This window comes from Almyronema sp. (genome assembly GCF_052168255.1).
Classification (GTDB): Bacteria; Cyanobacteriota; Cyanobacteriia; order Phormidesmidales; family Phormidesmidaceae; genus Sphaerothrix; species Sphaerothrix epifaneia.
Genome location: NZ_JBQLZL010000076.1, coordinates 68,659 through 81,048, shown reverse-complemented (window position 1 = coordinate 81,048; position 12,390 = coordinate 68,659). Strand labels below are relative to the sequence as shown.

The following is a 12,390-nucleotide window of genomic DNA, read 5'->3' as shown; positions in this document are numbered from 1 at the left end:
TACCTGCGCTAAATTTGGCTATATAGCAGCCTACCTAAAGATATAAAGCAGGGCTAAAGAAGCCCCCTGTTTGCTCAAAGCGTGCCTTAGTATGCAAAGAGCAAGACCAAAAGAAAACAAGTTTGAGGAGTAGTAAATTCTGAATAGATGCTATTTTGCAGCGACAAGGTTGTTGATTTTCGTGAAGTTGTTGAAAGGCTTTCAATTACCTTGGAAGTTTAAGCTCAAAAGCTGCTCAAAAGCTTGTTTGTCGCTCCTCTAAAAAGCCAGCCCCAAACTTGATTGGCGTCATTGGCTAACACCTTTAGTTTCGAGATTTAACGCACGTTGTTAGAGCTGCGCAGGTTGGCTGTGTCTGTTCATTTTGATGATAGAGGATATTCATGACGATTGCTGTAGATAAAGAGATTCAGTCGATTGAACGGTCAGAAACAGCTCCTAAAAAAGTTGGAGTGCCGAAAGAAGTTTTTCCGGGTGAAGCTCGAGTCGCTGTTACGCCTGAAACGGCTAGAAAGCTACAGAAGCTAGGATTTGAAGTGCTTGTGCAATCGGGTGCTGGCGTGGCTGCAAGCTTTAGCGACGAAGCTTACCGTCAGGCAGGTTGCCAGATTGTTTCTGATGTGCGATCGCTTTGGGCTGAAGCCGATATCGTGCTCAAGGTGCGCCCCCCAGAGCGGCAGCCTGAGCTAGATGTTCACGAAGCTGAACTGCTGCCGGAGGGCAGTACCCTCATTAGTTTTCTCTGGCCAGCTCAGAACACAGCCTTAGTTGAGCAACTTGCTGCGCGGAAAGCGACTGCTTTGGCCATGGACTCTGTGCCCAGAATCACGCGGGCGCAGAAGATGGATGCGCTTAGTTCAATGGCTAACATTGCCGGGTACCGGGCTGTGATTGAAGCAGCTAACCACTTCGATCGCTTCTTTACAGGGCAAATCACAGCGGCGGGTAAAGTGCCGCCCTGCAAGGTGCTAGTTATTGGGGCTGGGGTAGCGGGTTTATCGGCCATTGGTACGGCTCGAGGGCTAGGGGCGGTAGTCAGAGCATTTGACACACGCCCAGTGGTCAAAGAACAGGTGCAAAGTATGGGGGCTGAGTTTCTGGAGTTAGCGTTTGAAGAAGACGGCTCTGGAACGGGTGGATATGCCAAAGTCATGAGCAAAGAATTTATCGAAGCGGAAATGACGCTGTTTGCTCAACAGGCGCAAGACGTAGACATTATCATCACAACCGCTTTGATCCCCGGCAAAAAAGCACCGCTGCTGATCACGCAAGCGATGGTTGAAAGCATGAAGCCCGGTTCAGTCGTGGTTGACATGGCGGCTGAGCAAGGGGGCAACTGTGAAGTCACCCGTCCGGGGGAAATTTATCAGCACCACGGCGTCACCATTATTGGTCTGACGGATTTACCCAGCCGCATGGCTAGCCAGTCAAGCCAGCTTTATGGCACTAATCTCTGTCACTTGCTGAGTGATATGGGCGGTTCTGAACATTATCGGGTGGATTTTGAAGACGAAGTTGTTCGCGGGGCATTGGTTACCTATGAAGGTGAAGTCACTTGGCCCGCGCCGCGTCCGGCGGTGCCGACCCCTCAGTCGCCCGCGCCGCCTCCAAAGGCAATAGCGGCGGCTGAAGCGGTTCCTTTACCCGCGCCTCAGCGATCGCTGGCTTGGCTCTGGCCGACTCTAGCCGGACTGGCTCTTTTGGGTATAGGTGTGGCCGCGCCCGCTTCGTTTTTGTCTCACTTTACCGTGTTTGTGCTGGCTTGCTTTGTCGGCTGGCAGGTGATTTGGAATGTTGCTCCAGCGTTGCATACCCCTTTGATGAGTGTGACCAATGCCATCAGCGGCATCATCATCATCGGCGGCATGCTGCAAATTTCTGGAGAACTCAGTTCTCCGACCACCATTTTGGGGGCGATCGCCATTTTGGTTGGCACCATCAACATTGCAGGGGGCTTTTTGGTAACCCAGCGGATGTTGAAGATGTTCCGCAAATAAGCGGCTATCTGCCTTTATTAGGCTTTCTAGCTTTGTTTCCAATCATTTGACAACTCGGACTTACTCTAAAGATGTCTCAGAATTTAGTGACAGTTGCGTACGTAGCAGCAAGTGCCCTGTTTATCTTAAGCTTGGGCGGACTTTCGAATCAGGAAACGGCCCGTCGGGGTAACCTCTACGGCATTGCTGGCATGGCGATCGCCTTTGTTGCAACCGCATTGAGCGCCCAAGTGACGGGTTACGTCACCCTTAGCGCCATGATTGTGCCTGGTGTAATGATTGGGGCGATCGTGGCTTCGCGGGTGGCCATGACCTCAATGCCAGAACTGGTGGCGATCTTACATAGCTTTGTGGGTTTAGCGGCTGTGCTAGTGGGCGTTGCCAACTATCTCCAGCCCGATCCAACCCTGCTTGGGGTTGAAGAAACCATCCACAAAATCGAAATCTATATCGGTGTGTTTATTGGGGCTATTACCTTTACTGGCTCGATCGTGGCCTTTGGCAAGCTGCGAGCCATTCTGAGCAGTAAACCGCTAACGTTGCCAGGGCGACACTTGCTCAATTTGTCCCTGCTAATAGCCGTTGTCGGCCTAGGTATTCCCTTTATGCAGGCTGAAGGGCTAGCCGGACTAACGCCCTTGCTAGTTACAACAGCGATCGCAGCGGTACTGGGGCTTCACCTGGTTTTAGCTATTGGGGGCGCTGATATGCCAGTGGTGATCTCAATGCTCAACAGCTATTCGGGATGGGCTGCCGCTGCCGCTGGCTTTATGCTCTCCAACGATTTGCTCATCATCACAGGGGCACTGGTGGGTAGTAGCGGCGCTATCCTCAGCTACATTATGTGCAAAGCCATGAACCGCTCATTTTTTAGCGTAATTTTGGGAGGCTTTGGGGCAGGCAGCAGCAGCCAGGGGGCAACTGCGCAAACGCCGAGCGGTCAGGCCACCTCAATTGACGTAGAAGACACAGTCGAGCTACTGGATCAGGCCAACAGCGTAATTATCGTTCCGGGATATGGGATGGCAGTCGCCCAAGCCCAGCATGCTGTCTCTGAGATTACCCAGCGCCTCCGCCAGCAGGGTAAGCAAGTCCGCTTTGGCATTCACCCAGTCGCGGGTCGTTTACCTGGCCATATGAATGTGTTGCTGGCAGAAGCAAATGTGCCTTACGACATCGTGCTGGAAATGGATGAAATCAACGAAGACTTTCCCGAAACCGATGTCGTGCTTGTGATTGGCGCTAACGACACGGTCAACCCCAGCGCGGCTGAAGACCCGGCTAGCCCGATTGCGGGTATGCCAGTTCTAGAAGTGTGGAAGGCGCGGCAGGTGATAGTGATGAAACGCAGCCTTTCTAGCGGTTATGCCGGGGTGGATAATCCCTTGTTCTATAAAGACAATACGCGGATGTTGTTTGGGGATGCCAAAGCCAACGTCAATGCTGTCTTAGGTAAGCTGGTTGAAGCAGAAACGCCTAGAGCGACCAAGGTGTTAGCAGCGGCTTGAGGGTTTCTCAGGCTTGGTTTGGCAGGGCGCTTTGCCGCAGCGCCCGCCTGAGCCTTACCAGGGTAGGCGGCTGCCATCCCAGGAGAAAAACTCGCCGCTATCGGCTGGGCTAAGCTGCCTCATAACTTCTATCAGTTGGGTGACGGTGCGATCGACTGTAAACAGCTTTTCAGGCGCAACGTTTTGCTGAAAGGGTTGAGACAGCTTTGTGTCTGTCGTCCCAGGGTGTAGTACGGTCAAAATCGTTTGTGGGCTTTTGCGGCTGTATTCGATCGCTGCTGTTTTCATCAGCATGTTGAGGGCGGCTTTAGAAGCGCGGTAGCCATACCACCCCCCCAAGCGGTTGTCGCCAATGCTGCCAATCTTGGCGGAGATAGCTGCAAACAAGCTGCGATCGCTGTGTTTCAGCAAGGGCAGCAAATGTTTTGCCAGCAAAACGGTAGGCAAGCTATTGACCTGAAAGTAGCGCAGCAATTGTTCGGGATCAACCTGCCGCAAGGCTTTTTCGGGGTGTAGGCTGTCTTCGTGCAAAATTCCGACGCAGTTAATCACCCAATGAAGCTGGCGGGTGTGTTGCTGAATCTGCTGAATGCCAGCAACGATTTGATTTTCTTGGGTAACGTCAATTTGCAAAAGCTTCAGGCGATCGCTACCTGCCGCCAGTGCCATCAAATGAGGAGCTGTCTGAGGTTGACGATAGGTGGCATAGAGGGTAGAAACCTGGGGTTGCGACAAAAGCTGTTTGACAAAACCCAGCCCAATCCCCTGGCTGGCACCTACTACTAGGGCGTTAATTTGCTCTAAACCATCAAACAGGGTCACGCCTTTACTCCAAATAGTCTGTCTAATTTTAAAGAAAATATAGGATGCGCTGGACTCAAAAAGAGGCGCGATCGCCTGCTTAAACCAGGCGGGGCAAGGAACTAGCGGGTGGAGATTTCTGGAGGGGAATTTCGACGAAAAAAGTTGTCCCCTGATTGCGAACCGACTTGAAATAAAGCTGCCCCTGATGGTCTTGCGTCACGATCTGATGGCTAATGGCTAACCCTAGCCCTGTGCCTTCACCCACTCCCTTGGTGGTAAAAAAAGGATCAAAGATCTTGTCATAGAGGTCACTTTCAATCCCTAAGCCATTGTCTGCAATTGAGATCAACACCTGATCTTCAGGTGTTTTTTGGGTTGTAATCGTGATTGTGGGCTGTTTGTCAGCCTGCTTGCGGACTTCTGCTAAAGCATCGATGGCATTAGTCAGCAGGTTCATAAAGACCTGGTTGAGCTGCCCTACATAGCACTCGACTGCCGGAAGTTGGCTGTAGTGTTTTTCTACTCGAATTTCGGCTTGGGGCGGTTTAGCTCTTAAGCGATTTTGTAGCAGATTCAAGGTGCTGTCGATACCCGCATGAATATCAACCGCTTTGACGGCTGACTTGTCTAGATGGGAAAACGTATGTAGCGACTGCATTAATTCGTAAATGCGCTCAGCCCCTACCTCCATCGAATCTAAGAGCTTAGGTATATCTTCAATTAAAAAAGGCAGGTCTATGGCTTGAATTTTGGCCTGGATAGCAGGCTGATCGGAGGGATAAACCTCCTGATAAAGCGCCAGCAGTTCTATTAAATCGCGAATATATTCTCTGGCGTGAGGGACGTTGCTATAGATAAAGCTAACAGGGTTGTTGATTTCGTGCGCTAACCCAGCAACTATCTGACCCAAGCTAGACATCTTTTCGGTTTGTACAAGCTGAGATTGCGCCTGTCGTAGGTTGTTCAGTGCTTGGGAAAGTTCTTTGGTGCGACGGCGCACACGATTTTCGAGATCTACGTTGTTGCCTTCTAGGGCTTGATTAACCTGCTCTAGAGCAACAAAAGAATCTTTTAGCTGCTTTGCCATCTGATTGAAAGAGGCTGCCAGGGCATTGAGTTCGGCAATGGCTGAATTTTCGGTGACTGTTTGGCTAAATTTACCAGCCGCGATCGCTTGAGAAGCCTGATTCAGCCGCAAAACGGGGCGAATAATCCAGCGAGCCGTCAGAATTCCCAGCAGAGTTGCAACGATGAGCGCTGCTAGGCAAAGCATAATCGTCGTTTGGGTATTCTGCCGAATTTGCCCCATAAAGTCGGCTTCGGGTACGGTAACGACCACCAGCCAATCCAAACCCTGCTGATTTTGCCAGGGGGTTACCCGCACAAATTGCTGGCGACCTTCAAGTTCAAAACTAAACTGATGAGCCTTTTGCAGACTGCTGAGGTAGGTGAAACGCTGGTTTAAATGTTGGGCTGTTGCTTGAATGAGCGGATCAGAACTATCGATGGCTGCTAATCGCTGGGGTGTGCCCGCTAAAATTTTGTAGGGCATTTCCTCAGCAGAACTGCCAATGAGTAACCCACTGCGCTCAATGATAAACACGCGTCCGGACGGGCTAACGCGCAAGTCTTGCAGAAAATGGCTAATCTGCGCTAAGTGTTGCTCAGCAGCTAAAACGGCAATGCGATTGTTATTTTCATCATAGATTGGCTGGGCAAAGGCGATCGCCAGGTTGTAAGGCTCTACTAACCAGTTATAGACCGGACTCCAAACCGCCGTTTCTTTGGCAATGACTTCGGCATACCAACCTTCGTTTTGAGCGGCAAAAGGGCCACCGTCATCAATCACTCTGGTTCGATTGCCCTGGGCGTCAGTTTCCCAAAACAACACATGGTTGCTGCCATTCTGCATTTGAGGTGAGACGATATCGAAGGTAATGCGCTGTTCATCCTCGCTAGAGTAGCCAGCCGCCGTATAGTCGCCATTTTCAAAACCGAGCAGAATGTAGTCAATGTTAAAAGTTCTTAGCTGTTTCCACAAAAATTTTTCTAGCTGAGCCTGGTTTTGCAAATCGATGCCGTTAACATTAATAGCGTTGGCACTGGTTTGAGTAACTTTGTGGGGAATGTCTAAGTAGCTGTCGAGATGCTGATCAATGCGATCGCTCACCTCATTGCGTAGCTCAGAAGCTAGCTCATTGACTGCCTGACGGCCATTGCGTAAAGATAAATAGCCCGTCAGACCAACCGCAGCAAAGATTTGTAGAACGAACGGAACCACCAAAATCAGACGCAGAGAAATTCGCTGAGGCTGCTTTGGGTTGGCTTGAGGCGGCTGTGGAGAACTTAAAGTCACAGCGGTTGAGGCAATTTTACCGTTCATCGATCTGGCGAAATCTTACTGCCGTTAGTTTGCCCGGATAGGAATGGGTACTTAATTACCAGCAAGATGACGTTGGGAGTAATTAAAATTGAAGAAACATACTCAGTAGCTCAACGATAGCGACAGCTACCTGAAAAAAAATCGGCCAAATCTTGTATTCAAGCTAACAATCAGAAACCACTCAATTTTGCGGATCAACCTCTGAAGGGTACCTGACAGGGGAATTCTATCCCTTTATGCGCTTGATAGTCGGCTGCAGCGCAAACTTGCAAGCGGCGGCAGGGACAGGGGGCAATTGGCGGACCTTGGTGTGAACGGCTAAGTTGCCCCAAAACTGTCATATAGAGGTTTCAGAAACGGTAACTGCTCGTGGCAAGATAAGGGCGATCGCCTAGTCTAAAGATGTGGTGTGAATTGTGGATGCTTCGGCTGCTGATAATCTCCTGTTTTCTCAAGCCCCTGTCCCTGCTCAGTTAGATGACATTAAAGCTCAGCTAGACTTGATTTTGCTGGCATTAGAAGCACTGGCGGGGCTAGGTTCAGAGGCGGTGCTAGCCGCAGCTCAAACCCTGGGGTTTGCAGCGCTGATGTCAGATCGGGTGAGCCTTTGGCGGCTGCGGCAGTCTAGCCCGCTGCGCAAAGGTCAAGGGCGCAAAAAGCTAGATATTGAGGAAGCTAAAGCCCTGGTGGTGGTGATTTGTCATCTGGCGCAGCAGCAGCGGTCGTCGATTCGGCAGGCGATCGCCAAATTGGAAGAACTGACGGCGAAAAAGCAGCCGCCTTATCAAGCGGCCATTTTAGGAGACTATCTGGATGCTTTTAGTAATACTTACCAAGAGCGTATGGAAGAAAGTCCAGCTTTTTCCCACCAGGGCTTGGAGCAGCTAGCGTTAAGACTATTAATTGATCTGTTGTTTTATAGCGCTCCCAATGGCGATCGCCGTCTCTGGCTGGCCTTGTTGGAGCGATCGCGGCGCAAAGCGCTTACCTAAGCATGGCTCCTTCCTCGCAGTCTATTCATCGGCGTTACGTTTCAGAGTCTTGGGTACTGGAGGTAGTGGGTAATACCTCAGTGCTCTCAGGCTGGAGCGATCGCCCGGTGATTCAAAAACTTCGCTTTCGCTTAACGCGGCAACCGATTACATCCCATTCGCGCCAACTTAAGGGCGGGCAGCCGCAGTTGGCGGCGCTAACAGCAGCGATACAAAGCTACACACAGTCTCAGCTCTTAATGGCTGTAACCTCAGCGCCAACGATGGATACAACCGCTCAGCAGCAGAAACCGCCCACCGCTGCTGATGTTTTTTTGGTGGCTCAAGGGTTAACGCAGCACCGTCTTCATCTAGGGCATTTAGCGCCCCAACCCGCTGAGTGGGATCTAACGACCCTGGAACTGGCTGATTTAGTGACCGTGCTAGAAAATTTTGAAGCAGAGGCGATCGCGCTGCCACCCGCTCCCCAGTCCCGCCCCCGCTGGCGCACTTTTACTTACACAGGCACAGCCGCCGCTAGCTTATTGCTAGCCGTTGGAGTAGCCACTTTGCTCCAGCCCTCGCCGCCATCTCTAGAAACTGCGCAAACGGCTGGCGATCAAACCGCCGAGGTTTTGACAGAGGCTGAGGCGGAACTAGACCCCCCGGCTCCCTCTCCAACCTCGCCTGATGCCAATCAGCCAGAGAATCGTTTGCCAGCCACCACTGCTCCGCCAGCGACCAACTCTAATCAAGCAGCTGGCGGGACGCCTCCCCCAGCTCCCCAGCCAGCCCCCGGTAACGCTGCTCCGTCATCTGCCCCCCCTCCGCAGACGAAGCAGCCAGCCGCCGCGCCTCCTGCCGCTGAGTCGCCTGAAACGTCGGCTCCCGTCGCCTCTAGTGCGCCTGATAGAGGCGACGACACTCCAGAAGAGACAGCCGACTCCTCGGCGATCGCCAGTGCCCCAGCCCCGGCTGAGTTTTCCCGCAGTCGTCCTAGCTTAGAAGCCGCGCCGACGCAACTGCCGCAGCTAGCTGAAATCCAACGATACTTAGCTGAAGCTTGGCAACCTGAAGCCACTTTAGAAACTGATTTGGTTTATGACTGGGTACTGGCGGCGGATGGCTCTGTTGCCGCCGTCAACCCTGTTAACGAATCAGCCGCTGCTTACCGCGATCGCCTGCCAGTGGTTGCCACGGACGATGGCCCGGTCTTTTCTCCCCCGGGGGGTGAGGGGTTGACTGTGCGAGTTACCCTGACTCCAACCGGAGAAATTGAAACGGCCTTGCCCTAAAAACAAAAAAGAGCGCTGTTGAGCGCTCCGCTGGTTTTGAATTGAGTGTTTTCTTAAAAAGGCAACGTGCCTCAATGGCTCCTAAGACTGCTGCAAACCTTTCTGCCGCAAACGCCGTCGCCGCGCTGCCGAAACCGCTTTGTCAGCCGGGAAGCCAACAACAGGCATCACCTGATAGCGTCGTTCGTTTTCGAGCCGCCGTACCTCCGTGTAGTCCATCCAGTGGATGCAGTCTACCGGGCAGGTATCAATTGCTTCTTGAATCACCTCATCGGGGTCACCATCTTGGCGCACAACTCGCGCCCGTCCGTAGTCGGGTTCTATGTAAAATGTGTTGCGAGCCACATGGGCACAGTTTTTGCAACCGATGCAGGTCAGCTCATCAACATAAACACCCCGCTGGCGAACGGCACCTCCTAACTCAGGTTCTAAACCCGAACGCGAAGTGCGATCGCGCAGATACCCCCCTAATTCCGGTTCTAAGCCCGTTTGATTTTCTGAAGACCGATCAAATTGATTCACAAGCCATGCTGCTCTCGACAGCTCAAACGACGCTATGCGCTCCAGCGCTGCAAAACTAAACGAATCGAGCCGTCTGCTTGCTCTTGCTGTTCAGCCACCTGAAAGCCTTGCTGAGAGGTTTCCGTCAAAACGGTATGGTAAGCATAGCGCTGAGTTACCTGGTTGAGAAAACCATCGACTGACCAGGGTTGCTGCCAGTATTGCAAGTCTGCAACTAGCTCATACTCTGCGGTTTCCGGATTGCGGCGAAAGCCGATATCATAACCGTTGGCTTGCTCAATGACGACTTCTGCCGTTTGAGTTTGCCCTTGATAGCCTCGCACAGGCTGAGGGCCAGCTTTCCAATCGGTGCCCAGATCAGAAAGGGCAGATTGCAAAGAGGTGAGGTTACGAATTTTAGTTTTGATTTGGCTAAAGTGAGACATGTTAACTGCGCAGAAACTAAATTGTGAGAGAGAACAAAGCGATATCTACCACTGACTAAAAGAAACCTGAGCTTCTGAAACAGCCTGAACAGTTTGTGGCTGGGTTTGGGCGTAGTACTCAGAGGTTTGCTGCTGGCTAAGCACCTGACCTAGCTGCTCTTCAATAGCCGCTGTTACCTCTGCGCAAGAAGCGCCGACAATTCCAGTGACCATTTCCTTGACTCGACCGTCAGGGTAGATGACGAATTCCAGCGTTTCCATCAAGTCACTAACCTCTGAGTTTTGTAAACAAAATATCGACACTTTCTAGCAGCAACCAGACCCAAAATCTGCGGCTTGTTTACCAAAAACTGGCTAACACCTACCTAAGATGCTACTGGGAAGTTTTCAAATTCCGTTGCGCAAGCAATTGAAAAAATTTACGGATTTTATTGAGACTATGAGCGATCGCTCTAATTGTTTGTTTAGTTTCGCGCAACTTTCAGTCTCAGTCAAGAATAGTAAACTTTGTAAACAGCTTTGCTCTACCGCTAGTTAGATTTGTCTAAACAGCCCAAATATAAGGGCTTGAGAGCCTAAGCCCAGCGACAAGGCCGAGCAGACCCGGCTTGACAACGTTCAAAGCCAAATTTGCAATAGAAATATAACTTAACCTTTTGACGCCCCTGCCCTTGACCGCTCAGCTCAGCAATTTTCTGCCTTCAGTCATCTTTTTTGATTGTCTATGTCGATAGAAGCGCCTGTTTTTTTTGAGTTTGAAGCTGATTTTGTCGAATCCCTGCGTTGCATACCGATGCAGGTACGCCTGAAATTAGATACCTGTGGCGTTAAGCTCAAGCTGGCTCATTGGCATCAGTTTACTCAGGCTGAGCGGCGATCGCTGACGCAGCTTCCTTGCTCAACGCCAGCCGAAGTGACCCACTATCGCCAGTATTTGCAGCAGCTCGTGACTCACTACAGCGGTGCCCCTGCTAAAGAACTGCCCATTGATCCTCAGCCCGCCTGGTTAGCTGCTCAGGTGCCAGCGGCAGTTCAGACCCAAGCTGCCAGCGTCAACGCCGAAATTTCTGCCCAACAGTGGCAACAGCTCACACCAGATCAACGCTTTGCCCTGATTAAGCTCAGTCGCCCCAGCCACGAAAATCAAAACTTTGTCCCCGCTCTGAGAGAATTTGGCTTACTCGCGCCGCTATAGCGAAGGGAATGTTACCCAAATGCCCACTAGAAAGCCTGCAATGGTGGAAAAGGTCACAGAACCGCCGCCTAACTCATAAGCCTCAGGCATCATAGTGCTGGCTAACATGGCCAAAATCGCCCCGCCCGCAATAGACTGAGCCAGGGCAATCACCAAATTAGAGGCTACGCTACTGAGCAAGCTCCCTAAAAGAGCCATCAAACCGCTGAGCAAAACAGCCCCTACCCACAGGGTTAAGATGCGGCTGGCCGAAGTGCCTGCTTGCCGCATTCCAGTTGAGCTAGACAGCGCTTCTGGAATATTGGAAATAAACACGGCCATCAAAAACGAACTACTCATGTCATAGCTGCCAGCCGTTAACCCCAGCACGGCTGACTCCGGAATGTTATCAATCAACGTGCCGACCAAAATGGCTAGAGGGGCTGTGTTTTTGCTCAGTTGCAACAGCATCGCCTGCTGCTCAGGGAGGGGCAGGTCAATTTCGACACTGTCTAGAACTTGCCGTCGCCAAGCGCCATCGGTTTCCAGGCTGCGGAGGGTGGTTTGTGTGGTGTCGCGTAAGCGCCTAGCCAAAATACGGCTGAGGCCGCTAGCAAGCTGGGGCGATCGCTCCAGCATGGCATCAAAGTCTACTTTGTCTAGCTCGTATAGCTCCATCGGCGTACCAGCAACTACGCTAGCCGATCGCTCTTCGCCCGTGAGCAACGCCATCTCGCCAAACATTTCACCGGGGCCAAGCAGCGCCAAAAGTTGCTGCCCTTTAATAATTTGGGCTTCTCCGGTGACGATTAAAAATAGGGCATCGCCAGGGGCACCTTCTTGGCAAAGCAGCGTCCCCGCTTCAACCGAAAGCGGTTTAAGCAAAGGAATAATGGCTTGCATCTCAGCGGGTGAGAGGGTGTGGAGAATTTCAACGTGGGAGATGCGATCGAGGATTTCTGAGGTTTCTTCTTGGCGCTGATGGTACAAAAAACGGCGAGACGACGAAGGATGGCGGATAAAGCCGCCCTGCTGATCGATATAACTAATGATTGACGTAAAGAGAGTGCCGCCAATTAAAAACCCAACCAGAAGTGGCCAAAAGCCACTAACTTGGTAAACTGGCAGCGAAATATCAAAAGCGATCGCCGATAGCAGCGTACCGCTACCAAAAGCCATAATTGCGGCTGAAAAAACCCGGCTGGGTTGCCAGTAGGTACCGAGTAGGCCGCCAATGAGTAAACTGGAAGCGCCTAATAACCCCTGTAGCAGAGCGTTGAATGCAACTGGCATGAAATCTCCCAACTCCCC

At 51.6% G+C, this 12,390-nt stretch carries 11 protein-coding genes; 5 read left to right on the top strand and 6 right to left on the bottom strand.

All coding sequences use genetic code 11. The features are described 5' to 3' along the window. Positions 1-383: 383 nt before the first annotated feature. Both pntA and pntB read left to right on the top strand, forming a co-directional pair. Positions 384-1,997, top strand: coding sequence for a Re/Si-specific NAD(P)(+) transhydrogenase subunit alpha (gene pntA / locus ACTS3T_RS17455; protein ID WP_377962142.1), 1,614 nt, complete (start codon positions 384-386; stop codon positions 1,995-1,997). A gap of 71 nt (positions 1,998-2,068) precedes the next feature. Continuing rightward, positions 2,069-3,505 carry a Re/Si-specific NAD(P)(+) transhydrogenase subunit beta gene (gene pntB, locus ACTS3T_RS17450; RefSeq protein WP_377962145.1) on the top strand — a complete coding sequence of 479 codons (1,437 nt, stop codon included), beginning with the start codon at positions 2,069-2,071 and terminating at the stop codon, positions 3,503-3,505. Positions 3,506-3,559: 54 nt separating this feature from the next. On the opposite strand, the gene ACTS3T_RS17445 is transcribed toward pntB, so the two are convergent. Then, positions 3,560-4,321 carry an SDR family NAD(P)-dependent oxidoreductase gene (locus ACTS3T_RS17445; RefSeq protein ID WP_377962229.1) on the bottom strand — a complete coding sequence of 254 codons (762 nt, stop codon included), beginning with the start codon at positions 4,319-4,321 and terminating at the stop codon, positions 3,560-3,562. Positions 4,322-4,406: 85 nt separating this feature from the next. Beyond that, positions 4,407-6,665 carry a sensor histidine kinase gene (locus tag ACTS3T_RS17440; RefSeq protein ID WP_462935285.1) on the bottom strand — a complete coding sequence of 753 codons (2,259 nt, stop codon included), beginning with the start codon at positions 6,663-6,665 and terminating at the stop codon, positions 4,407-4,409. 443 nt (positions 6,666-7,108) lie between these two features. On the opposite strand from ACTS3T_RS17440, the gene ACTS3T_RS17435 reads away from it, so the two are divergent. Together ACTS3T_RS17435 and ACTS3T_RS17430 are read left to right on the top strand one after the other, a co-directional pair. After that, positions 7,109-7,684 (top strand): DUF3038 domain-containing protein, encoded by a 576-nt coding sequence (locus ACTS3T_RS17435; RefSeq protein WP_377962151.1) that lies wholly within the window; start codon positions 7,109-7,111, stop codon positions 7,682-7,684. A 2-nt stretch (positions 7,685-7,686) separates the two neighbouring features. After that, positions 7,687-8,958 (top strand): DUF4335 domain-containing protein, encoded by a 1,272-nt coding sequence (locus ACTS3T_RS17430; protein ID WP_377962154.1) that lies wholly within the window; start codon positions 7,687-7,689, stop codon positions 8,956-8,958. Positions 8,959-9,039: 81 nt separating this feature from the next. Here ACTS3T_RS17430 and ACTS3T_RS17425 read toward each other — a convergent pair whose 3' ends face one another. From ACTS3T_RS17425 to ACTS3T_RS17415, 3 genes are read right to left on the bottom strand one after another with little or no spacing between them, the layout of a single operon-like run. Then, on the bottom strand, positions 9,040-9,480 hold the full coding sequence (locus tag ACTS3T_RS17425) for a ferredoxin (RefSeq protein ID WP_377962157.1): 441 nt from the start codon (positions 9,478-9,480) through the stop codon (positions 9,040-9,042). A 32-nt stretch (positions 9,481-9,512) separates the two neighbouring features. Beyond that, positions 9,513-9,905 (bottom strand): DUF1257 domain-containing protein, encoded by a 393-nt coding sequence (locus tag ACTS3T_RS17420; protein ID WP_377962159.1) that lies wholly within the window; start codon positions 9,903-9,905, stop codon positions 9,513-9,515. Positions 9,906-9,950: 45 nt separating this feature from the next. Next, the gene (locus ACTS3T_RS17415) at positions 9,951-10,166 is read right to left on the bottom strand and encodes a DUF2997 domain-containing protein (RefSeq protein WP_377962161.1); all 216 of its coding nucleotides are present in this window, start codon (positions 10,164-10,166) and stop codon (positions 9,951-9,953) included. 463 nt (positions 10,167-10,629) lie between these two features. Between ACTS3T_RS17415 and ACTS3T_RS17410 the strand changes: the two genes are divergently transcribed. Next, the gene (locus tag ACTS3T_RS17410; RefSeq protein ID WP_377962163.1) at positions 10,630-11,100 is read left to right on the top strand and encodes a nitrate reductase associated protein; all 471 of its coding nucleotides are present in this window, start codon (positions 10,630-10,632) and stop codon (positions 11,098-11,100) included. Here ACTS3T_RS17410 and ACTS3T_RS17405 read toward each other — a convergent pair. After that, positions 11,095-12,372, bottom strand: coding sequence for a cyclic nucleotide-binding domain-containing protein (locus ACTS3T_RS17405; RefSeq protein ID WP_377962166.1), 1,278 nt, complete (start codon positions 12,370-12,372; stop codon positions 11,095-11,097). The two genes, ACTS3T_RS17410 and ACTS3T_RS17405, sit on opposite strands and share 6 nt — an antisense overlap. Positions 12,373-12,390 lie beyond the last annotated feature (18 nt).